This window comes from Bartonella sp. AP1QHHD (genome assembly GCF_042196265.1).
Taxonomy (GTDB): domain Bacteria; phylum Pseudomonadota; class Alphaproteobacteria; order Rhizobiales; family Rhizobiaceae; genus Bartonella.
In genome coordinates, this window is the sequence record NZ_JBHIPW010000037.1 from 53,060 (window position 1) to 77,423 (window position 24,364).

The following is a 24,364-nucleotide window of genomic DNA, read 5'->3' on the forward strand; positions in this document are numbered from 1 at the left end:
GTCATCAAATGATTGTTTATGACTTTATGTATATCTTGAAAATTTAATTTTTTCCATATTATGAGGCAATAAAAAAATATATCTTTATAGACAATATTTATGTTGCACTATAAGTTATAAAATTACCATATTTTATGCGTTTATAGCTTATTCAGAAGTACTTTTCATAAAATCATGTAAATATAGATCAAAATTAATGATAATGTTACAGTGTGTTGCTTTTATGATTTTATTAATTAAATTTTTTTTCATGTCTATTTCTCTTTTTTGAATTATGATTAAGATTTTCAAAGTTTTGATACCTCCATATGTTCTTTAGGTTAACTTTCTTCCCTTAACTACTCTATTATAAGTATTTTCTGTGTCATACTGCCAATCACACATGAAATACATTCTTTCGTTTTTGCAGTATATTGTGCTAGTTTCTTATCATATTTACATATTTTGCAAATGGTGGTCTTTGTAAGCAAAACTCTTCTTGTGAGAAATATAGCCATATTATTTTACTCTTCTTGTATTTTATGTGGCGTTGTATAATTTGAAAGTCTCGAAAATATTGCTTTTTAAATTATCTATGAAGAGTATTTTATGGTATCAAGAAATATAGAGCGAGCTCTTTAAACAAAAAGAAAATAAATATCAAATAAGAGCGGAAAAAGGGGAGAACAACGATATATATGCTCTATTTTTCCACCAATCATATGTTTTAGAATAGTCTAAATGACTAGGATTTTCTTTTTTCCCGCGAGTTAATTACGTAAACTAGAGTGCTCCCTATGGAAGCATGCTTCAAGTTTAATTCTTTCATGGAGTGAGACAAGCGATGTGTCGATGATAAAAAACGGGAATATTTTTCCACTCCATTGTCAATCTAGTAGTAATGTTATGACGTTGTTATTCCAAAAAAATCTTTTGTTTTTTGTTACCTGTATCAATATCTAGTATCAGCGTAGATGCATGTTTGACGATATATATTGAGACGGGTAAGGGGACTACGAGCAACTCCTGTTTTTGTATGCCAGATAGGAACAAGGATGTTGCGTATACCTGTTGGGGTAATTTCTGAAATGGAGATAAAACCTAATTGGGGGAGAATATGAAGCCATAAAAGTGAAAACCAACTTCCATTTTACAACTTCCTTTTAATTCTGCTTTACAACTTTCAAAGGGGTTGACAGCAATATCTTTTAAATAATGGATATTACACATTGGTTCACGTTTTTGTTTATTGCGTTATTAAATCATATATGCCTTTCACGTAAAAAAAACGCTATTATAGTGCCAATTTACGCGCTTGTTTTAAAGAAATATTTCTCCCCAAGCCCATTACGGCGTTTGTGGATGGTGTAACGTAAAATTTATTGGGGCCCCATCTCCTTCTTAGATCAAAGGTGTCAGTTGGTCGTCATCATTTAATTTTTAGTTTTCGTGTTGAACAGCTCTTGTATGGATATGATGAAGCATTCTTATTTCTTTCCTCAATAATCCATATTTCTCTTCGGCTTGTGACGTGTAAGCGAATAGTCTTGATTGATTCATCATGTACAGATTTGAAATGAAAAAATCATACGATATTTGAATTTCATTCAAGATTTATAATGATAAATTAAATATTTTTACCCAAAAATAATGTGCTTTTTAAGAAGATAAAATTAAAGTTGTTTAGAATACCGGCAATAAAATCAGTAACGAGGAGGGTGGTTTATTGGAAAAAAATAAACCATGGAATTACTTAACTGATTATTGAACTTTGCTTATTCTTATCTGTTTCGTATAATTAAACATAAGATATTGATTCATAATAATTAATTTTTTCTTTATAGTGAATAATAGTCTCGACGAAAGGCAGCTTTTATGAAACCACGAAGCCTTTTATATTGAAACAATTAAAATTATTTCTGTGCACAACATGAGTGGAGCTGGTGCATGAGTAAAAGAATATTGAAGAAAGGAATAAAATATCTCTTATAAGACTTCTTAAGAGTCAAGGGTGTTTCAACATTAGAAGCTCGTAAATAGTATGATGATGTTAGTTTTCTCCTTTATAAGTGTAAAGATGAGGCGAGACAACAGCTTTTACATTAAATATCGTCCGAACCCAACAAATGAGCGAAATCGCTTTTTAAAAGTTCTGCATAAAAATGTATTTTCAGTTAGTTTGTTAGGAACTATGAGAAATTCCTTTATTGCGCTTAATATAAATAAATCCATATCCCAAACCAATAAGAGCAGATAAACCAGAGCCACAGAGGACCCCAATTTTTGCCGCATCAAGCAGAATAATATCTTTAAAAGCGAGCATTGAAACAAAAATAGACATTGTAAAGCCAATTCCTGCTAAAAAACCAATGAGTAAAACGCCTGTCCAGGTCATATGAGGGGGGAGGCGGCATAGCCCTGATTTTACAGCTATATAACTGGCAGTGATAATACCAAGAGGCTTACCGATGAAAAGACCAATGACAACACCCAGAACAATCAAGAATGATTTGTCAGAAGAAAGATCAAAGTTTGCAAAACTTACTCCTGCATTTGCGAAGGCAAAAACTGGCATGATACCGTATGCAACCCATGGATGCAATGCTTTTTGAACACGTGTTACTGGGGCGATCATGGCCCGTTGTCCTTTGCGCATCTTTTTCAATGCTGTTGAAATATGATGCAGATCTGTTTTTGTATTTTTTTCTTGAAGAATTTGCATAGCGTTACTGAGCATGGTGAGTGGCGCTACAAGAGTACGGGTAGGAAGAACGGGAGTCATCATCCCTAAGATTACGCCAGCAAGCGATGGGTGAACGCCTGTTACCATTAAACCCCACCAAATGATTGCACCAGGTAAAATGTAAAGCCATGCTGATGCAAGCCCGATCCACTGAAAAAATAGTACCAAAGCAATACCCGCTCCTGCAATCATTAAACCGCTAGGATCAATGTTTGTTGAGTAGAAAAAAGCAATAATAAGAACAGCGATAATATCGTCAATAATTGCTAATGATAGAAGAATAATATGAAGATTAGAAGGAATTTTTTTTCCTAGAAGAGCAAGAATACCTAGAGCAAAGGCAATATCTGTTGCTGTTGGCACAGCCCAACCGCGGATATGTCCTTCGTTAAAATTGAAGATAAAGTAAATAATTGCAGGAACACAAACGCCCCCTATTGCAGCAACAATTGGTAAGATTGCTTGTTTAAAATCGGCAAGAGCACCTTCATGAATTTCGCGTCGAATTTCCATTCCAGCGACGAGAAAGAAAATAGTCATAAGGGCATCATTAACCCAGAAATGTAAATCCCATGAAAGAGTGAAATGACCCAAATTAAAGCCAAGAGGTGTATGCCAAAAAGATTCATAGAAAGCAGCATATTTAGAATTGGCAAAAATAAGTGCAGCAGCAGCAGCTAATAAAAGAACAACACCACTAAGAGCTTCAATATGGAGAAAACGCTCGATAGCAGAAAGCGCTTGATTAGTGACACGAGAAACGCGATTAGGCAGGCGATTTGAAGATAAATCAGACATGAACAACTCCAAGCATCGTCAATTTTAGATTCTATACTCTCTGTATAAATGACTTTGTATGATACCTTCTGTATCATACAAAAGAAAAAAGAGGAATAAAGTTCTTAATTTATAGACAAGATCATCATGTTTAAAGCACAAAATGTTTAACGCGACGCTTCATTTTTAATAGTGAGATGTACTTTGCTTAAAGCCTTAGATAGATCATTTTGTAGAGCAGATTCGAGATCAACTATTGCGAGACCTTTATTATCGTTTGCTTTAATTTTAACGATCAATGTTTGTGGATTTTTAGCAAATTCTCCTAAGGATTTTGAAATTTTTTCTGCTTCGTCATGATTTTTTAGCAGAATTTTTGGGGTCTGCGTCATCATTAGATAGAAATCGTCATAAAGTTCCTTTTTTAGATCATGTTGGCTGTCATTAAGATTTTGCGCAAGATAAGAAAAAAGCTTATCAATGAAACCTGCATCCGTATATTGTATATCAATTTCATTGATGCCAAGGTCTTGAGACGCAGCAATCATTATATTTTTCTGACCAGAAAAAAGCTTTTCATCAACATCAATAACCTTAGCCGATATGTTCCCAGATCCAACGTTTTTCATATTGAAAGACATTGTATCAAGAAAGAGTATACGTTTTTTTTCATCGTAAGAAATATCAATTTTTCCTGAAACATTAAAGCGCTCAAAGTTCAGATTTTTGAAGAAATCTAAGTCTTTTTCATTCATTTTTTTAGGTAAAACGGAAAGGTTATTGAGAGAAAGAAAAAGCTTTTTAGGGATAGGTTGTTTCCACAAACTTGGTTTGAATTGGAATGATTCGAGCGTTGCTTTCAACTGCGGTATATCAACGGTGATATTATCAACTTTGGCATCCGCTGAGGTAATGGCGAGCAGTATGTTTATAAGAAGACCATTTTGTGCTACTTTTTCGGCGATTTTATTATTCTCTTTTCTTGCATTAAGATAAGCTTTGATTAATTTTTCAGGAGGTTGCTCAAGCGGTTTCATCTTTAAACCAGATGTTTTAAACTGCCCAAGGAAGAAAGAGCTGTTTTTTTCTGCTTCTTCAAAAATATCGACACTTATATTATTCAAAGAAATGGGGCCAGTAACGGTTTTACCTTGATTGAGAGCATTGTTTTTTCCAAAAATGATAGAGTAGGCATAGTTGATGTCGATATCATGGGCTTTTATTGTATCACTTTTAGCCATAAGTTGCATCTGTTTGGCACCATTTGCTACGACCGTTTTAAGATCCATATTTTTGATACTAACTGAATGGATATGGTTATTTCTAAAATCAGAAAGCTGGAAATTCTTGACTTCAACCGTTTCTATTCGGTTATTTTTATTTTCTATAGAAAGTTGTATATTGGGAGCAATAATTGAGGAAAGCTCAATACGCATCATTGATTGTAAAAGCCGTGATGTTATCGTTCTATCTTTTTCTTTTAAGGATACACTCCGAAGAGAAATTTGGGGAATTTGCACATGAATATTATTATGCTTTAAATCAACATTATAAAATGTAAAAGTTCCGGGAATAAAGGAAAGGGGAGGACGGGCAGAAATGGCACCAATTCTAAGTGATGTACCAGCTGGAACAGGTAATGTCACATTCTTCAAATTGATTTTACCTAGAATGCTTACTTCAGATGTTCGGGCTTTTATACCACGACGGGCTATTTCTTGTTTTACAAAACTGTCAAGATAGGGTTTTGCGATATAAAATCCACCAACAATTATAATTGCCAAGATAGCAACAAATCCAATAATACAAGTGAGCCAATATCTGAGGTTACTTTGATACCCACTATTAAGATTGACCATTCTTTCTTCTTTCATTTTTATCACTCTTTGAATTGAGAGTGAAGATAAATTCTTTTAAGCAACGACAAAGGTTTAAATATAGCGTGTACCAGTTTCAACAATTATCTACTCTCTATATTAGAGTTATTCTCATCTTTTTTGCAATATAGCTTTATCAACTTTTATCAATTTTCTTTGAGTTTAGCTCTTTATAGAAAAGAACGCATAATAAGGAGAGGTAAGTTTATGCGCATCATAATTTTTTATCACTTTAAAATTATCCTAAAATATTCCGATGTCTGCTTTTATCTTGCTGCTGTTTATAGGAATATTTAAAACATAAAAAATATGTTCTTGTTCATTATAATTTAATGGGGAGAGGTAAGTGTTATGACAGAAAATCAAATAATGGCTTTTTCGATCATTGGTCTCATGATGGTTGTTTTTATTTGGGATCGATTTCGTTATGATCTTGTTGCTATTTGTACATTATTAATAGCTTGTGCCCTTGGTCTTGTCAGTCCGAAGGAAGCTTTTAGCGGTTTTAGTAATGATATCGTTATTATCGTGGGGAGTGTGTTTGTTGTCAGTACGGCTGTATCGCGCTCTGGTATAATGGAGTTTATTATTCAACGGATATGGCCAGACGTGAAATCTGTGCGTCTTCAATTAGCCTTTTTAGTTCTTTCTGTTGTCGTATTATCAATGTTTGTTAAAAATATTGGTGCTTTGGCTATTATGCTTCCGATAGCTTTTCAGTTTGCACGTCGTTCTCAGGTTTCTCCTTCTGTCTTTTTGATGCCCATGGCCTTTGGTTCTTTGTTGGGGGGGCTTATGACACAGATAGGAACATCTCCCAATGTTGTTATTTCAGCGATGCAAGAACGTTTAGCCGGAACACCTTTTACTATGTTTGATTTTACACCAGTTGGTGCGGTTATTGCGACGGCTGGTGTTTTATATTTGGTTCTTTTTTATTGGCTTTTGCCTGTGCGTGTGCGTTCAGGTGTATCGTTTGATGATGCCATTGATATTCGTAATTATGTTGCAGAAGTGCATATTCCAATAAATTCACCGATTGTGGGAAAAAATATTGTTGATTTGGTTAAGCCATCAAGTGGTGATGTTATGGTGATTCAAATCATCAGAAACAAAGTATCTATTTCACCATTACCAGATTTTGTTTTGTCTGAAAATGATATTATTTTGCTGGAAGGGTCGCATACAGGGTTAGATAGCGTGATGAACTCTGCTCGTTTAGAGTTTTCTAAGGGGCGAACTATTGCTGCAGGTGATAAGGACAGTGACATCGATATTATTGAAGCAGTCATCACCCATAATTCACCTCTTATTGGTATTAGTGCGAAAGAGTTTTCCCTATTTGATCACTATAATGTAAATTTGCTTGCGTTAAGTCGTCAACATGAAAGGGTGCGGGGAAGACTTGATGATATTATTTTCCATCTTGGCGATGTGATTGTTTTGCAAGGACAGGATGCAGTTATTCCAAATTTGTTAAGAGAATTGAAATGCCTGCCCCTAGCAAAACGAAATATTGTGTTTGGAAATTTACGACATGGTTTCATCTCTTTAGCTGTTTTATTTATAGCAATTATTTTTACAGCTTTTCATATTGTTCCCGTTGCGTTTTCTTTTTTTTCTGCTGCTGCTGCAATGGTTATCTTTCGCGTTTTGCCCGCGCGTGATCTGTATCAGGCATTAGATGGCCAAATATTAGTACTATTAGCGGCTCTTATTCCAGTGAGTGAAGCGTTAGAGAAAACAGGATGTACGGATCTCATTGGTCAATGGCTAAGCCAATTGGCAATATTTTTCCCACCATCTGGTGCCTTAGCACTTATGTTGGTGACAGCTATGTTGGTCACGCCATTTTTGAATAATGCAGCAACAGTGATGATGGTAGCACCAATTGCGTCAAGTTTTGCTCATTCCCTTCATTATAAGCCTGAAGCTTTTTTGATGGCTGTTGCAATTGGTGCGGGTTGTGAGTTTCTTACACCTATTGGACATCAAAGTAATATGCTCGTGATGGCGCCAGGAGGATATCGTTTTAGTGATTATCCACGTTTGGGTGCTCCATTGGCGGTGTTGATCGTTATTATTGCTGTTCCAATGCTTATGTGGGTTTGGCCCTTACAATAGGATATTTTAAAAAACTTTAAGGATCAATTATAAAAAGTTGTTAATCGCATGAAGATAAGCTGAAGGGATACACTTTGTATATAGAACTTTAACTGAAGATTTGGAATTATACCACACTTTAATCATGGCGCTTCGGTATTTTTGATACAGATAAAACTTTATCTATTTGGTTTTAGTAGACATTCGTGGAAATTTACTGTTTATTCAAGTTTTTTCAAGAATTGGTTTTTCTATTATAATTGTATAATCCAATACAACCAACGATTGCGGTTGAAGACTTCAAAAGATTATCCCTCTATATAATGGGGAGAAAGTTCGCTTGAGATGATAGGCAATCATGATAAATATTAAGGCAGTGAATTTTTCATAAGACTCAATATATGTAAAAGCTGTAATGTGAACAAACAGGGTGCTTACATCATTTTCGATTAAGACTGTTGCAAAAATCTGATTGAATTGGCTACATGTTGATTTAAAATAAATAAACGAGCAATTTAAAGATTTTTAGTTAATTAGGGCTACCATCTTTATCCATTTATGCGTAAAAGCATAGGTGAAGTAACTTTTTTCAAGGTATGATATATGTCGTATGATAGTTTTATTGCTGAAGTGAATGCAGAATTTCGTCAGGAAAAGGCGCTTGCTTTTTGGAGACGGTATGGTTTTTCAATTATTGGAGCAGCTATTCTTTTTATATTCATGATAGTTGCTTATCAAGTTTATCATCATACACAAATAAAGAAAGCTGGTTATATTGGTGATGCATTTGTAAAGAGTCTTGATCTTGCGGATACACGTGATTTTGATAAAGCGATAAAGCAATTAGAAACTGTTAAAACCTCTCATTTTGGGGGGTATCCTTTTCTTGCTCGTTTACGTGAGGCTTCTTTACTCATGGAGAAAGGTGATATTATTAAGTCAGTGGAGATCTTTGATTCTGTTGCAGCGGACGAGAAAGCACCGCAGATTTTGCAGAAAGTTGCAAAAATTCGGGCGGCTTATATTCTGGTTGATACAGGGACATTAACTGATGTTGAAAAGCGCATCAAAGATATGGCAAGTGATACCGATCCTATGCGTATGTCTGCAAGAGAAGCTTTAGGCTTAGCTGCTTATAAGGCGGATAAAATGGATGAGGCGGTTTATTATTTTAAGAAAATTTCTGAAGAAGGTTCTTTGGGTTTAAAAATAACAGATCGGGCTCGAATGATGCTTGAGCTTATACAAGCTGAGGGCAAGGCAAATAAGGAATAAATCGATGAGCCTTACCATTGCTATCGTTGGTCGTCCCAATGTTGGGAAGTCAACACTATTTAATCGTTTGGTTGGGCAAAAATTGGCTTTGGTTGATGATAAGCCTGGTGTAACACGTGATCGGCGTATTCATGCGGCAAAACTTCAAGATCTACGTTTTGATGTGATTGATACCGCTGGGCTGGAAGAAGCAGGTGATCATACACTTGAGGGGCGTATGCGTTCTCATACAAAAGTTGCAATTGATGAAGCGGATCTTATTTTATTTGTATTTGATGCAAAGAGCGGAATAACATCAAGTGATTTAAATTTTTCTTCATTGGTTCGCAAATCAGGAAAGCCAATTGTGCTTGTTGCCAATAAGTCTGAGTCAAGAGCGGCAACAGGAGGAGAGTATGAGGCGTGGTCATTAGGTTTGGGGGAGCCGTGCCCAATATCGGCTGAACATGGTTTGGGACTTAGTGATCTGCGTGATGCAATTATAGATGCTGTTGGGTCAGAGCATGCTTTTGGCAACAACAAAGAAGAAGATAGAATGATACAACCTGCATCTGTTGGTGATGATGTAAAGGATTTGGAAGAAGAGGAGCTTATTTACGATGAAAGTAAGCCCATTAGGATTGCAATTGCGGGGCGTCCCAATACAGGAAAATCCACTCTTATCAATAGTATGTTGAAACAAGAGCGATTGTTAACAGGACCAGAAGCAGGACTCACGCGTGATTCTATTTCTGTAGATTGGGAATGGCGTGGTCGTCATATTAAACTTTTTGATACTGCAGGTTTACGTCGAAAATCGAGAATTCAAGAAAAATTAGAAAAACTATCTGTTGCAGATACTTTACGTGCTATTCGTTTTGCAGAAGTGGTGGTCATTGTTTTTGATGCAACGATACCTTTTGAAAAGCAGGATTTACAAATTGCTGATCTTGTGATTCGTGAAGGGCGTGTTCCAGTTATTGCTTTCAATAAGTGGGACCTTATTGAAAACAGTCAGACCACATTGATTGATTTGCATGAAAAATGTGCGCGATTTCTTCCTCAAGTTCGTGGTTTGAGAGCTGTTCCTTTATCAGGACAATATGGTCAAGGGATTGATAAACTGATGGAAAATGTCATGATGATGCACCGTGTATGGAATCGTCGCATTTCGACGGCTAAATTGAACCAATGGCTTGGAACTGTTGTGGCACATCATCCACCTCCTGCGGTTTCTGGACGTCGACTTAAGGTTAAATACATCACACAGGTTAAGACACGTCCTCCTGGATTTATGATTTCCTGCTCGCGCCCCAAAAGTATGCCCCAGTCGTATTTGCGTTATCTTGTCAATGGGTTACGTGAAACATTTGATATGTCTGGTATACCCGTTCGCATATCATTACGAGCCTCTGATAATCCTTTTGCGACACGTTCCAAGAGAAATGATAACTCTTTAATTTTTTAAGTGAATGAAATCTATAATTAAGAATCTTAAAAATAAGTTTTTTTATGATCTTTCTTTTCATAAAAGAAAAAGTTTTATTTGCTAAAGTTTTAATTTTATTGATAATCATTTATCATGAGCGCTATTGAATAGAGCTCTCTCATCTTGATAAAGATCATTTATTTGCATGTCATGAGAAGAGTTTAATAGGGAGTATTTAAGAAAGAGTACATAATCCTCTTAATGGGTTATTTAAGTGCAAGAATAGATGCAATATGAGGGTAGGGGAATATAATTATGATGCTTGTTTGAAAAGCAGCATTAGATTATCGTTTCATAAAAATAAAGCTTATGAATAAGCGCTTTTGCTTGTTTGTCTGAATAAAAAGCAAAAATATTTGCTGAATCCACAGATATTCAATTGTAAGGAGCGAAGTTTATAAAAGTAGATTAAAATTGTATAAAGTGGTATGGTAATCATATTTAAATTTTATTGTGTTCTATTGGCTTAATCTATTTGAAATTTTTGATTTATTAATATCTTGTATTTAAAGGAGCTTCTCTTAATACCCTCAAGCTCATTTCGTGATGAGGCTTGTAATGGTGTATATAAAATACTTTGCGAATAGGATCATACAGAAACCATTGATTATTATCATTTTCATAAAATGAAAAGTGCAAGTTTATTCGAATAAAAGGAGAAAACCAACGTTCTCATACTGTTTTTAGTTTTCTATGTTCTCTTTCAAAACTAGGACTGATATAACATTGGGAGCCGGAAAATAAGATGGTATTAGTTTACACCTTTCGTTAAGCGTAAAATGGTTGTTCTATAAGTTTTATATTATTCACGGGAACTTTTCGTTATACATTCACGGGTGCTGTCGTGAAATCGGTTTAGGTGCTTAGAATATCTTTTTAAGAAAGCATGTAAATTGAAAAATACGTTATTTCTGCAATGAAATTTATACGATAACTTGTGATAGATTTCTTTTAGTATCTTGACGAATAAATTCGGGAACAATATGATGCACACGGTTTTATGAAATGTATTCTTACGTTGCTTTTTAATTAAGGAGCCAATGATGGCGATGGGCGAGAAACCCGTTATGAGCCGTAAGGAGGCTGAAGAGAAAAAGCAAGGAGAGTGTCTTCATTCAGAGGATTTGGAATGTCGTAGTAGGAACTTAAGCGTAGCTTTAGTGCGCAAGCAAGCATTAAAGAAGCGGGAGTATAAGAGTGAGCGGGAAAAATCACAAGGAAGGATGGCAGATGCAATTAAGCTTTCCAGTGAGTTTCTGGCAAGTATTATAGTTGGTATTGTTTTGGGGTTGGGGTTTGATAAGTTAGCAAGTTCATGGCCTTGGGGATTGGTATTTTTTCTCTTCTTTGGATTTGCTGCGGGTGTATTGAGTATTCTTCGGTCTGTGGGGTATGTTTCCTCCAGTCAATTAGGAAAAAAAGGCGTATTGCGCCAAGATAAACAAGATAAAGGGGCCAATGAGAGGTCCGATAAATGAGGTTGAAGTGACAGCACACGCTCCAGATCCTATTCATCAGTTTGAGGTTTCAAGGCTGATTAAGATTTCCATAGGAAATATGGATTTATCGTTTACAAATGTATCATTGTTTACAGTCCTCACGGTTGTTGTAACTTCTATTTTTCTCTTTATTTCATCATCGAGTCGTGGATTGGTTCCAACGCGGATGCAGTCTCTTTCGGAAATGGCATATGAATTTGTAGCATCGACTCTGCGGGAATCATCTGGTGTGCAGGGAATGCAGTTTTTCCCTTTAGTTTTTTCTCTGTTTACTTTTATTTTGGTTGCTAACTTTATTGGTCTCTTTCCTTATTTTTATACGGTTACGTCTCAAATCATGATCACGTTTTCGTTAGCAATGGTGGTAATCTTGACGGTGATTGGTTATGGCTTTTATAAGCATGGGGTCAGTTTTTTGAAACTGTTCGTTCCCAGTGGAGTTCCTGTTGTGGTTTTACCTCTGGTGACAATGATTGAGGTTATTTCTTTTCTCTCCCGTCCAATTAGTCTTTCTCTTCGTCTTTTTGCGAATATGCTTGCTGGTCATATTACGCTTAAAGTGTTTTCTGGGTTTGTTGTTTCAATGATTGGGGTAGGACTCGTAGGTGTGGGTGGTTCGATTTTACCGCTTATTATGACTGTAGCAATTACTGCTCTTGAGTTTTTGGTCGCATTTCTTCAGGCTTACGTCTTTACGGTTTTAACTTGTATGTATCTTAATGATGCAATTCATCCAGGACATTAATAGAACTGGCGGTTTTCCGTCGAATAATGCAATTTCGCTTTAAAGGAGAATAACATGGAAATGGTGCTTGCAGCAAAATATATTGGTGCTGGTCTTGCTTGCTTTGGTATGGCTGGAACAGCTTTAGGACTTGGTAATATTTTTGGTAGCTATCTTTCTGGTGCATTACGAAATCCATCAGCAGCAGATAGTCAGTTTGGACGTCTCGTCTTTGGTTTTGCTGTAACAGAAGCTTTGGGAATTTTTTCATTGCTCATTGCTTTATTACTTCTTTTTGGGGTTTAATCATCATCAAAAGGGTATATCATGTTCTTGCATGAGGAAAGATTTACCCTTTTAGGCTCTTAACCAGAGAGATGCCAGAGAGATGTTAGTCAGTTATCATCGGTTATAGAGGGCTTTAATAAGCTATTTAAAGGATGAAAGAAGATGTTTGTTTCAAGCGCTTATGCACAGAACACTGAAACGTCGATAGAACATATTAAAAAGGTGGCAGAGCATGCAAATCGTGTGTTTCCGCCTTTTGATTTTGTGCATTTTGGTTCGCATTTTTTCTGGTTGGCAATTTCTTTCGGACTTTTTTATCTTTTTATCTCCCGTGTAATTGTACCACGTATTGGCGGTGTTATTGAAACACGGCGAGATCGAATAGCATCTGATTTAGATCAGGCAATGCGCATGAAGCAAGAAGCAGACATTGTTGTTGAAACTTATGAGCGGAAATTAGCGGAAGCGCGTTTGAACGCGCAGGCTATAGCGCAGGTAGCTAGTGAAGAATTAAAAGAAAAGGCAGAGCTTGAACGGAAAGAAATTGAAGAGAGTCTAGAGAAAAAACTCGCAGATGCTGAAAAACAGATAACAAAAATTCGGGATAAAGCGATGCAAAATGTTGGTTCTATCGCTGAAGAAGTAGCTCTTGAAATTGTGAAAAAATTGATTGACGTTGATATCAGCAAAGAGGCTGTTCGTTCAGTTGTTAAAACTGCGGATTATGGAGGAAGACAAAGATGACTGATACTTTTTGGGCATTTGTTGGGTTAGTTCTTTTTTTGGCTCTTTTAGTCTATTTCCAAATTCCACAGAGGGTTATACACCATCTTGATGCACGCGCGAAACGTATCAAAGATGAACTGGATGAGGCGCTGCGTCTTCGTGAAGAGGCACAGGAAATATTGGCTGAATATCAACGCAAACATGCAGAAGCAGAAAAAGATGCGCAAGAAATTATTGCAGCAGCAAAGCATGAAGTTGAATCTGTTATTGCTGAGGCCCGTGCAAAAGCAGAAGAATATGTAAAAAACCGCAATAAATTGGCAGAACAAAAAATTGCCCAAGCAGAAGCCGATGCAATACGCATGGTTTCTTCATCGGCGATTGATTTGGCAATTTCTACAGCACGTACCCTTATTGCAAGGGAAATAGATTCTAACAAGGCTGATGAACTTATCAAAGAGTCTCTTGAGAAAGAATCATTTATCAAAATGAAAACATATCTTAATTAATGATATTTGAGAGATAAAGAACACTCTCTTTGGTTGCATAATTTTCTCAATATTAATTAATAAAAGTCATAAAAAAGAAAAAATTATCTTTATTGTTTTTATCAGTTAATAGGGTATTTTGATTTTAAATGACAAGTTTTGAGAAGTCTGCAACCGATTGTGTCACAATGTAAGTGCGTTTGAGAAGAGCAAGACGGTTAGCACGAATATCAGGTTTTTTATCATTCACCAATACTTTTTCAAAAAATATATCAATCAATTTTCCAAGTGGCGCTAGCACACTGAGGGCAAATGATAAATTTGTTGCATTGATGGGGGCAAGAACCTTTCTTTCTACTTCACAGATTGCATGATAGAGCTGCTTTTCTTCTTTCTCGACAAAGAGCTCAGGATTAATTTCATTCGCTATTGTTGTGCTTTTTTGAAATTCATTTTCAAGAATATTGGCAGTACGTTTTACAGAGGCTACAAAGTTCATTCCATCATGGGTATTGATAAAAGCGATAAGCGATTCGACACGACGTGCAACCAATAAAAAATCATCAGAATCTTTATTTAAAACGGCTTCAAGGGCATCGTAACGAGCACCTTCCTCTTTTAGATAGATTTTCAAACGGTCATGAAAAAAGAATAACAGGTCTGATAAAATATATTCATTTTTTTCTGGAAGCAGATTCATCAATTGTGAATTTTCTCTTTGAGAGATTTCATATTTATTTTTTTGTTGTAAGAAAAGATTCATTGCTAACTGAAACAGTGGCATAAGATTGATTTTCCAATCTCGCGAAAGTACAAGCCTAATAATTCCCAATGCTGCTCGTCTTAACGCATAGGGATCTTTTGAGCCCGTTGGTTTTTCATTAATGAGCCAAAAGCCAACGAGCATGTCAATTTTGTCGGAGAGCATAACGGTTATAGCAAGTGGTTCTTGTGGAAGACGATCTGTTGGTCCTTGAGGTTTATAATGGTCTTCGATTGCTACAGCTATGCGAGGATCTTCCCCTTGAAGAAGGGCGTATTTTTGCCCCATAACACCTTGTAGTTCAGGAAATTCTCCGACAATTTCTGTTTGCAAATCAGCTTTTGCAAGGATGGCTGCACGTTTTGCTAAAAGAGGATCTGTTTGTATCAAAGGGGCAATTTCTTGTGCGAGTGTAGCAATGCGTTCTACCCTTGCTCCTTGTGTACCTAATTTAGCATGAAAAGTTACATTCAAATGATCAAGTCGTGCCATTCTTTGATCGAGAGGCTTTTTTATATCAAGTTGAAATTTTTTTATAGAAGATTCCAATTGTTGAAGATCAGGCAAATCACGCTGATCGGTTTGCCAAAAATGAAGTGCATCAGAAAGACGGGCACGGACAACCTTACTATTTCCTTTCGAAATTTCTTTGCCTTCATCATTTGCAAGAATATTAGAAACGAGAATAAAATGATGAGAAAGTTTTACTTTTTCTCCTTGTTTGCGGGTGACAAAACATTTTTGATTGGCTCGAATGGTCAAGCGAATAATTTCTGGAGGAATATCAAGAAATGATTGGTCAAAATCACCCATCAAGATAACAGGCCATTCAACAAGACCAGCAACTTCTTCTAGGAGGGGATTGTCTTGAACCAGTTCTAAACCGTTTGCAAAGCAGAGATTTTGGGCATCAGCTAAAATAATATTCTTTCGTCTTTCGGCATCCAGAATGACTTTATGGGTTTCAAGTTGAGTAACATAGTCATCAAAGCGGCGCACTTGAAATGGCTTTCCATCACTTAAGAAACGATGACCATAAGTTAAATTATTGCTTTTAAGAGAACCAATTGTAAACGGAATAACATGTGTTTCACCAATTTCTGGTCCGAAGATGCAAAGAATGTTTTGTAAAGGTCTAATCCACTTCAGAGTACCACTTTGTGCTGAATCTTTTCCCCAACGCATAGATTTCGGCCACGGAAAGTTGCGGATAATATCCGGTAAAATATCGGCAATAATTTCTTCTGCAGCTCGACCTTTTTTAACAATTTTAGCAATATAAAAATGACCTTTTTTATCATCATGTCCAATATGCGCTTCAGAAATATCGTTTAATCCTGTTGCACGTAGAAAACCATCAATTACATGCTGTGGTGATTTTATACTGGGACCTTTGCGTTCTTCATGGATATCTTTGGAGCGTATGGAAAGTCCGCGTATGTCCAATGTGAGCCGACGAGGTGTCCAATATTCACGAGCAGCTTCATAGATCAATCCAGCATTCACAAGTTGATCTGTAACAGATTTTTTAAGATCAGCAGCAGCTTTTCGTTGCATACGTGCAGGGATTTCTTCACTGAAAAGTTCAAGAAGAAGATCAGACATTAGGCTTCTCCAGTATATATTTGTCCAGCTTCTGTGAGTAAGAAGGCTTCCCCACAACGGCGGGCGAGATTACGAACGCGAAGAATGTAATTTTGTCGTTCGGTTACAGAAATAACGCCACGTGCTTGCAAAAGATTAAAGATATGGCTCGCTTTAATACATTGATCATAGGCAGGAAAAACACAGCGATGGAATACATTTTCTTTATTTGGTTTTCCAGCATCAAGAAGTGCGCTGCATTCGCGTTCTGCATCGATAAAGTGCTGATGGAGCAGTTTTGTATCAGCAAATTCGAAGTTATAATATGAGTATTCCTGTTCTGCTTGTAAAAAAATATCTCTATAACTTATTTTGTTTTCTCCCTCCAAACCATTAAAGTTAAGGTCATAGACGTTATCAACCCCTTGGATATACATCGCTAGACGCTCAAGACCGTATGTGAGTTCCCCTGAAACAGGAGCGCATTCAATGCCGCACACTTGTTGAAAATAAGTAAATTGAGAGACTTCCATTCCATCGCACCAACATTCCCATCCAAGCCCCCAAGCACCAAGAGTGGGACTTTCCCAATCATCTTCAACAAAGCGAATATCATGCAGTTTTGTATCAAGCCCGATAGCTTGTAGCGACTTTATATAAAGTTCTTGTAGATTGAGCGGAGAGGGTTTGAGAAGCACTTGGAATTGATAATAGTGTTGTAAACGATTTGGATTCTTACCATATCGGCCATCTGTTGGACGTCGAGAGGGTTGGACATAAGCAACTTTCCAAGGGCGTGGTCCTAGAGAGCGTAATGTTGTTGCTGGATGAAAAGTCCCAGCTCCGACTTCCATATCGTAAGGTTGCAAAATTGCACATCCATAGTGTGCCCAATAATTTTGCAAAGTTAAGATTAGTCCCTGAAAAGAACGTTTGGGGTTAAGATGTTCAGGCAGTTTCACGCTTTATACTCTTTATATTGGACTAAACAAAAAACCAAAGTAATTTTAGTTTCTCTATTTGTTATTCATGTGATTTATGGTTAAGCATCGTTTATTGCAAACCAAATTTCAACTTTTCTTGAATTTGTTCAGAATTTTCTGGTTTTCCGTCAATTGCATGGTTCCATTGAAAGATTGCTTCACGTTTACGCCCAACTTTCCAATAGGCATCCCCTAAATGATCATTTAGTGTTGGGTCCTCAGGTTGTAATCTGACAGCATTTTCTAATATTTGCACTGCTTTATTATATTCTTTTAGTTTATAATAAGCCCACCCTAAAGAATCGAGAATATGGCTGTTGTGAGCTTGTAAAGCAGAGGCTTTTTGTAGCATACGGAGCGATTCTTCAAGCTTCTCACCACGTTCCACAAGGGAATAGGCTAAATAATTAAGAACCTGCGGTTGATTTGGGAAAAATTCAAGTGATTTTCGCAAGTCAAGTTCTGCTTTTGGCCATTGCTTTAAACGTTCAAAAGCAATACCACGCTGATAAAAGAGTTTCCAATCGTCCTGCTGAAAGTTTTTTATCTTTGTAATAGCGTAGTCTAGAGTTTTAATGGCCTCAAGAAATTTATTGTCCTGCATATAAAAAGCAACGAGCGTTATCAAAATATTACGATCATTGGGAAATTTTTTATTTAACAATGTGAGTAATTTTATTGCTTCTTTGTAATTGTTGTTATTGGCAAGAAGGAATGCAAGATGAAGTTGTCCATCTTTATAATAAGGAGATTTAGGGGATAAAGCGCGATAAAGTTTAATTGCTTGATGTGGATCGTTCAATTTAGCAGAAATGTGTGCGAGCTGAAACAGTGTTGCGTCATTTTGAGGGTATAAGGCGAAAGATAATTGCTTAAAAATACGTGCAATTCGCCCTGAGTTTTTGTAGTTGAGGGCTGTTCCAAAATTATATAATACCTCGGCTGCTCCTTGTTGAGGTGTTTTAATAACTCTCTCTAAGAAAGAATTTTTTTCAATTTTTTCTCGAAAGTTTTTAAGGACTTCTCGATCTGACAACATTTGTTCGCCATGCTGGATTGTTTGAAGAGCTTGGTTGCGCATATTATGGCGCAATTGGAATGAGGCATAGGCTATGATAATACGCTCATAAGTATTAGGCGCGATAAGAGTTCCCTGTTTGTTATTCAGTGCTTTAATGAAATATTTTTTTGCATCCTTTGGCCGTTCTGCAAGGTCGCTCATAAGTGCTAGATGATAAGATATAAAAAGGTCATACCAGACAGGACCTTTGAGTTTCTTAAGATCATCGATTGCCTGAGATTTTTGTCCAGATCCAAATGTAATCCAAGCGCTGATGAGTTCAGGTATTGGATTATTGGATTTCGGAGGTTCTTTTGATTGTAGAAGAAAATTGGCATTCTTATAGTCTTTTTTGATGAGACTTTCTACTGACAAAGTTAAGGAAACAAAGGGAGTTATAACATCGTTCTCTTTGAGTTTTTGGGCTTGTTGGACAGCTTCTTTAAAGTTTCCGACTGAGAGCATAGCTTCAAGGAGCTCTTTTTGTGTTTCAATGTTATCAGGTTGATAAACCAGTGCTTGTTTAAAATAATTGATAGCAAGTTCTGTTTTATTTTCATGATTTGCAACCCTTCCAGCTAAATAAGCACCTGTAAATGAGCTTGTATGAGTTGCTGCACTTATTTTACTGTAGGTGAGGGATGGCATCAGCATGATACCCACGATAAAGAGGGCAAAAAGTCGAGATACCGTTGCAGAGCACATGGAGCTAATCCTTTTCAAGATAATCAATCGATGGTGTTGTTTATAGATCATATCTCATTACTTTATTGAGAAATACTGCGCTTCTTGCAAAGAATTCAGTTTACGCGCGCAATACAAAATTCAACAGTCTCAACGAGAGCATTGTAAGCAAGATTTTCGTTCATGGGAACAAGAGCATCAATTGCATATTTTCCATAGATGCGTGCTTGTTCTATTGTATCTGTGATACTATCATACTTTTCTATTAAGTGTTGCGCGTATGCGAAGGCTTCATTATTGTTATTGCCATCTTCAAGTGCTTGTTTCCAGAAATTTTTTTCTACTATATTTCCACGTTCATATGCGATAATAACAGGCATTGTTATTTTTCCTTCTCTAAAATCATCCCCTATATTTTTTCCTAAGCTTTGAGCACTACCGCTATAGTCAAGTGCATCATCAATCAATTGGAAAGCTAAACCTAAAGATGTTCCATATTCACGTAATGAAGAACGCTCTTTATGTCCATAGCCAGCAACAATCGGTCCTACTTCAGCGGCTGCTGAAAAAAGTGCTGCTGTTTTGGCATTGATGATTTTGAGATAGTCTGAAGGGCTGGTTTTGATATTTTTTGCAGCAGAAAGTTGCATAACTTCTCCTTCAGCTATAATTGCAGCAGCGCTCGCTAGGACAGAGAGCGCTTCTATGGAACCGACATCGACCATCATTTTAAAAGCCTGACCCAACAGGAAATCACCAACAAGTACGCTTGCTTGATTCCCCCAAATCATCCGTGCCGTGGATTTTCCACGTCGCAAATTACTTTCATCAATCACATCATCGTGTAGTAATGTTGCTGTATGCATAAATTCAACAGCTGTTGCGAGTTTTATATGTCCGTCACTTTGATAACCGAACATATGAGCAGAAGCGAGCGTAATCATTGGGCGTAATCGCTTTCCACCTGATGAAATAAGATGGTTAGAAATTTCAGGGATCATCTCAACCTCTGATTTTGCCATAGAGAGAATAAATTGATTTACGCGCTCCATATCTTTTTGAGTAAGATTGACAAGAGATTGAAGAGAAATTTGATTATTTCTTATTTGTTCTGGTTTGATAGCTGCGCTCAATGTGTTTACTCCTAGAGTATTGCAATGGACATATATAAAATTTACTTTATTTACTAGCATAAAGGGGGTTTGGTTTTGACTCAAGCTTTTGATGGCGCTTTGAAGTGTAAGCTTGGAATGTTATTGGCAAGAAATGTTCTTTAGCGAGTGTAATCTTGTTGTTATGAAATAATAAAAAAATTTAAAATAGCAGCTGAATGGCAAAAATGCAGTTTATAAAGGTGAACATTAGGCTTTTAAATGGATAAAACAACGAATCAGAGTGGTGAAACAATTGACAGTTTTCACCGCGGAAAATTTTATTTGGTTCAACCCCATAAATATGGTCATCGTTCTGGAATGGATGCGATGTTATTGGCTAGTTTGGTTCCAAGTAATTTAAAGGGCAAGGTTGTTGATTTAGGCGCAGGTGCTGGAGCTGCAGGGTTGGCTGTTGCTTCGCGTTGTCTGAAAGTTCATGTTACTTTAGTTGAACGTTCAGCTTTTATGGTATCTTACGCTCAAAAAACGCTTATGCTAGAACAAAATAAACAATTTGCTAGCCGAATTTGTTTGCTAGAAGCAGATGTTACCTTCAAAGGGAATGCCCGTATAAAAGCAGGTTTGATAGATAATAGCTTTGATTTTGCGATTATGAATCCACCTTTTAATAATCCTACTGATCGCAAGACACCTGATAAACAAAAATCTGAAGCACATGTTATGTCTGAAGCGATGTTTGATAATTGGTTGCGGAGTGCAGCAGCCATTGTTAAGCCAGGTGGATACTTAGGGCTCATTGCACGTCCACAATCGCTGACAGATATCTTGCGTGCTTTAGAAGGGCGTTTTGGTGGTGTTTGTATAATTCCTGTGCATGCTCGTGCGAAAACAGCAGCAATTCGTCTTTTATTTTACGCAAAACGAGGAAGCCGAGCAGCTTTATCTATTTTACCGGCATTGGTTATACATGAAGGTAATGACCATACTTTTTCGCCCCGAGTTGATGCAATTAATAATGGATATATAAGCTTGTGGGAACTTTTCTAATAGTATCTTGTGTTTTTTAGTTTATTATTTAAAGTCCAAACTTTGTTGTTAGGGAGGTTTGACTTTGGGTGAAATTATATTTCTGCTTGTAATGTGGGGATTGATTGGCGCTTTTGGATGTTATAGCGTTGTTCCTTTTTGTTGTCCTTGCCTATTTAATTGTTCTTAATTTATAAGGAGATTTTGTTTTGATGGATTTTATTAAAAGTTTTATTCCACGCCGTTTTTCTTCCGATAAACTTGAAATTCCTGTGGTGCGCCTTCAAGGAGCAATTATGGATTCATCAGCATCTATATCTCGTACCCTTTCCCTCAGTAGGTGTGCAAATCTTTTAGAGAAGGCTTTCGCACACAAAAAGTCACCGGCTGTTGCACTTATTATTAATTCTCCTGGTGGTTCACCTGTACAATCGCGTTTTATCTTCAAGCGCATTCGTGACTTGGCAGAAGAAAAAAATAAAAAGGTTCTTGTGTTTATTGAAGATATTGCAGCATCTGGTGGTTATATGATTGCTTGTGCAGGGGATGAAATTTTTGCAGATCCTTCTTCAATTGTTGGTTCCATTGGAGTGGTTTCAGCTTCCTTTGGTTTTCCGGAACTTTTGAAGAAAATTGGTATCGAACGGCGTGTATACACAGCAGGAAAGAACAAAGTTACATTAGATCCATTTCAGCCAGAAAAAAAGGCGGATATTGAGCATTTGAAATCTCTCCAACTTGAAGTGCATCAAACTTTTATCGATTTGGTTAAAGAACGGCGTGCTGAAAAATTATCAGATGATTCGAATCTCTTTACAGGAATGTTTTGGAGTGGAAAACAAAGCGTTGAGCTTGGTCTGGTTGATGGATTGAATGATGTACGTTCTGTTATTAAGGAGCGCTTTGGTAATGATGCAAAACTTCGACTTATTATGCCTCCAAAAAGTTTTTTAGGACCTAAAACGCCTTCAGGAGTGACGGCACATACGGTTTATACAGTCGTTGATAGTGCATTGATGGCAGCAGAAGAGCGAGCGCTTTGGCAGCGTTATGGTTTGTGATGGAAAGGATCATTCAAGCCAGAGAGATTTTTATCTAAAAACAGATGCTAGAAGAAAAAAGGCTTGAAATGATATGAATGAGAACATATCGTTTATTTTGTATGAGAACTCTTTATATTTATTGTTTTTTAGAAAACGATTAAGAATATTCCAAGCTGTTTATAGGGCTCGTGCTAAAACTATGGGTAAAAGGGGGGAATTTTTAAAAGAACCCTATGTAAGTGAATATTACGTCATATGATATCAAATGTACAAACTTCGTTCCAAAGACATTCCTATTTATTTACACCTATTAAATTGAATTTAGCTCTACATGTTGTGGGGCAACGTGCTGATGGGTATCATTTAATAGAAAGTTTGGTTTATTTTAGTCTTAGCGGTGATTGTCTACACTATGCACCTTGTGAAAATAATCAGTTTGTTTTGACGGGGCCGTTTGCAAAAGGACTTGTTTCTCATTTAGACAATTTGGTTATTCACGCACGGGACTTTATGCATAAGACTTTTCCGGAATGTGCTCAACCTGCTTTTTTTCGGCTTGTAAAAACATTACCTGTTGCTTCAGGCATTGGTGGTGGCTCAGGTGATGCAGCTGGGGTTATCAGCATGTTGCGTCGGCAGTGGAATCTTGATTGCTCTTACGAAGAATTAGCAAAAATGAGCTTAGTTCTTGGTGCTGATGTTCCCATGTGCCTTTGTGCATTAAAGTATCAGCAGCCGCTTTTGGTTAAAGGAATTGGTCAAGAGATGATACGACTAAAAGAAGCTTGTTCATTAGCAATGGTATTGGTTAATCATGGACAAGAGATTTCAACACAAGCTGTTTTTAAAGCGTTAGAGAAGCGTCATAATCCTTCTTTAAAAATTAATACAGACGCTTTAAAGAGTGTTGATTCATTAGTTGAAGTTTTACAAGAAACGCGTAATGATCTTTTTTCTCCTGCATTAAAAATAGCACCTCAGTTAGCTGAAGTGTTATCTATATTAGATGAATGTGGGGCTCTTTTTTCCCGTATGTCTGGAACGGGAGCAACTTGCTTTGGCATTTTTAAAAATAAACAAACGGCGCAACAAGCAGCTCTTTTTATCAAATCAATGCACCCAAATTGGTTTGTAAAACCTATCATGACTTTAGGAAATATTTGATAAATAAATATAAAAGCTTTTATTTCATCATGATTTTATTATACATAATAAAAGAGGGTAACCAAAGAAATGTGTTTTTTTATTTTTTGTGCAAGAATTCGCGGAATGTTTGAAGAGCCATTTAAAACTGTAATGCTTGCAAAAAATGATCAGTCTACAGAAATAGATGTATGTTTGTTGTATTTGTGATTTATCAAAGATGTTTAATTTTCCGCTACAACCAAATTTTTCGTGCGAATTGGATTTGCAAAAACAGGGTTTTTTTCATATAGCAGGTGTTGATGAAGTAGGACGGGGGCCTCTCGCTGGACCTGTGGTAACAGCAGCAGTTATCTTGGATAAAGATCGTATTCCTAATGGGTTAAATGATTCAAAAAAACTTTCTTTTCTCCAACGAAATAGACTTTATCATGAAATTTTGCAAAGTGCATTAGCGGTTTCAGTTGCCAGTCTTTGTGCTCGTACAATTGATCAATCCAATATTAGAAAAGCAACTTTAGAAGCAATGCGTCGCTGTATTATAGGATTAGCCATTCCAGTCCACTATGTCCTTGTTGATGGGCGTGATATTCCTTCTGAGTTGTCCTGTCCTGCAATGGCGTTGATTAAGGGTGATCAGCGTTCGGTTTCCATTGCAGCCGCATCTATTATTGCGAAAGTAACGCGTGACCGGATGATGGAATGTGCAGGACAAGTTTATAAAGGGTATGGTTTAGAGAAGCATGTAGGTTATGCAACGCTAGCGCATCGTACAGCTCTTGATAAATATGGACCAGTTATAGGATTACATCGTTATAGTTTTGCACCACTAAAAGAGTGTAAAAAAGGCAATTAAAATCAATAATTTATTACAAGAGTAAGGGATTTTATAATCATTGATTCTGTTATGTTTTTTTGGGTGTCTATCCCTAACCTTTTTGAAGATTTTTGATTGCTTCTATTGCAAGTCGTTTTCTATCGGCTGTTTTGGTATAGAGGGATGCCATGTTATCTTC

18 protein-coding genes are annotated in these 24,364 nt (G+C 36.7%); 12 read left to right on the forward strand and 6 right to left on the reverse strand.

Going from position 1 to position 24,364, the window contains the following annotated elements; translation table 11 throughout:
• Window positions 1–2,161: 2,161 nt before the first annotated feature.
• Both nhaA and ACFIME_RS03910 read right to left on the reverse strand, forming a co-directional pair.
• Window positions 2,162–3,520: a Na+/H+ antiporter NhaA gene (gene nhaA / locus ACFIME_RS03905; RefSeq protein ID WP_375633545.1), complete on the reverse strand. Its 1,359-nt coding sequence runs from the start codon at window positions 3,518–3,520 to the stop codon at window positions 2,162–2,164.
• 146 nt (window positions 3,521–3,666) lie between these two features.
• Complete coding sequence (locus tag ACFIME_RS03910) at window positions 3,667–5,373, reverse strand: hypothetical protein (RefSeq protein ID WP_375684529.1); 1,707 nt, start codon at window positions 5,371–5,373, stop codon at window positions 3,667–3,669.
• A 354-nt stretch (window positions 5,374–5,727) separates the two neighbouring features.
• Here ACFIME_RS03910 and ACFIME_RS03915 point away from each other — a divergent pair, with 354 nt between their 5' ends.
• From ACFIME_RS03915 to ACFIME_RS03950, 8 genes are all read left to right on the forward strand, one after another.
• On the forward strand, window positions 5,728–7,500 hold the full coding sequence (locus ACFIME_RS03915) for an SLC13 family permease (protein WP_375634700.1): 1,773 nt from the start codon (window positions 5,728–5,730) through the stop codon (window positions 7,498–7,500).
• 582 nt (window positions 7,501–8,082) lie between these two features.
• On the forward strand, window positions 8,083–8,754 hold the full coding sequence (locus tag ACFIME_RS03920) for a tetratricopeptide repeat protein (protein WP_375618447.1): 672 nt from the start codon (window positions 8,083–8,085) through the stop codon (window positions 8,752–8,754).
• A gap of 4 nt (window positions 8,755–8,758) precedes the next feature.
• The gene (gene der / locus ACFIME_RS03925; protein ID WP_375684530.1) at window positions 8,759–10,201 is read left to right on the forward strand and encodes a ribosome biogenesis GTPase Der; all 1,443 of its coding nucleotides are present in this window, start codon (window positions 8,759–8,761) and stop codon (window positions 10,199–10,201) included.
• Between the two features lie 1,064 nt (window positions 10,202–11,265).
• Complete coding sequence (locus ACFIME_RS03930) at window positions 11,266–11,700, forward strand: AtpZ/AtpI family protein (protein WP_375662628.1); 435 nt, start codon at window positions 11,266–11,268, stop codon at window positions 11,698–11,700.
• Window positions 11,701–11,707: 7 nt separating this feature from the next.
• Window positions 11,708–12,466 (forward strand): F0F1 ATP synthase subunit A, encoded by a 759-nt coding sequence (locus ACFIME_RS03935; RefSeq protein ID WP_375623586.1) that lies wholly within the window; start codon window positions 11,708–11,710, stop codon window positions 12,464–12,466.
• A 54-nt stretch (window positions 12,467–12,520) separates the two neighbouring features.
• Window positions 12,521–12,751, forward strand: a complete 231-nt coding sequence (locus ACFIME_RS03940) for a F0F1 ATP synthase subunit C (protein WP_005773968.1) — start codon at window positions 12,521–12,523, stop codon at window positions 12,749–12,751.
• A gap of 144 nt (window positions 12,752–12,895) precedes the next feature.
• The gene (locus ACFIME_RS03945) at window positions 12,896–13,477 is read left to right on the forward strand and encodes a F0F1 ATP synthase subunit B (protein ID WP_375662629.1); all 582 of its coding nucleotides are present in this window, start codon (window positions 12,896–12,898) and stop codon (window positions 13,475–13,477) included.
• Entirely contained in the window at window positions 13,474–13,968 is a 495-nt protein-coding gene (locus ACFIME_RS03950; RefSeq protein WP_375612090.1) for a F0F1 ATP synthase subunit B, read from the forward strand. Before ACFIME_RS03945 ends, ACFIME_RS03950 begins: the two co-directional genes overlap by 4 nt.
• Window positions 13,969–14,092: 124 nt before the next feature.
• On the opposite strand, the gene glyS is transcribed toward ACFIME_RS03950, so the two are convergent.
• The 4 genes from glyS to ACFIME_RS03970 form a co-directional block, all read right to left on the reverse strand.
• On the reverse strand, window positions 14,093–16,315 hold the full coding sequence (gene glyS, locus ACFIME_RS03955) for a glycine--tRNA ligase subunit beta (protein WP_375662630.1): 2,223 nt from the start codon (window positions 16,313–16,315) through the stop codon (window positions 14,093–14,095).
• Entirely contained in the window at window positions 16,315–17,256 is a 942-nt protein-coding gene (locus ACFIME_RS03960) for a glycine--tRNA ligase subunit alpha (RefSeq protein ID WP_375606430.1), read from the reverse strand. Before ACFIME_RS03960 ends, glyS begins: the two co-directional genes overlap by 1 nt.
• Window positions 17,257–17,347: 91 nt before the next feature.
• Window positions 17,348–19,042 carry a tetratricopeptide repeat protein gene (locus ACFIME_RS03965; protein ID WP_375662631.1) on the reverse strand — a complete coding sequence of 565 codons (1,695 nt, stop codon included), beginning with the start codon at window positions 19,040–19,042 and terminating at the stop codon, window positions 17,348–17,350.
• Between the two features lie 95 nt (window positions 19,043–19,137).
• Window positions 19,138–20,214 carry a polyprenyl synthetase family protein gene (locus ACFIME_RS03970; protein WP_375662632.1) on the reverse strand — a complete coding sequence of 359 codons (1,077 nt, stop codon included), beginning with the start codon at window positions 20,212–20,214 and terminating at the stop codon, window positions 19,138–19,140.
• 180 nt (window positions 20,215–20,394) lie between these two features.
• Between ACFIME_RS03970 and ACFIME_RS03975 the strand changes: the two genes are divergently transcribed.
• The 4 genes from ACFIME_RS03975 (at window position 20,395) to ACFIME_RS03990 (ending at window position 24,204) form a co-directional block, all read left to right on the forward strand.
• Complete coding sequence (locus ACFIME_RS03975; RefSeq protein ID WP_375662633.1) at window positions 20,395–21,183, forward strand: tRNA1(Val) (adenine(37)-N6)-methyltransferase; 789 nt, start codon at window positions 20,395–20,397, stop codon at window positions 21,181–21,183.
• 191 nt (window positions 21,184–21,374) lie between these two features.
• On the forward strand, window positions 21,375–22,223 hold the full coding sequence (locus ACFIME_RS03980) for a S49 family peptidase (protein WP_012754808.1): 849 nt from the start codon (window positions 21,375–21,377) through the stop codon (window positions 22,221–22,223).
• A 237-nt stretch (window positions 22,224–22,460) separates the two neighbouring features.
• Window positions 22,461–23,369: a 4-(cytidine 5'-diphospho)-2-C-methyl-D-erythritol kinase gene (locus ACFIME_RS03985; protein WP_375662634.1), complete on the forward strand. Its 909-nt coding sequence runs from the start codon at window positions 22,461–22,463 to the stop codon at window positions 23,367–23,369.
• Between the two features lie 166 nt (window positions 23,370–23,535).
• The gene (locus ACFIME_RS03990) at window positions 23,536–24,204 is read left to right on the forward strand and encodes a ribonuclease HII (protein ID WP_375662635.1); all 669 of its coding nucleotides are present in this window, start codon (window positions 23,536–23,538) and stop codon (window positions 24,202–24,204) included.
• Window positions 24,205–24,364: the final 160 nt, after the last annotated feature.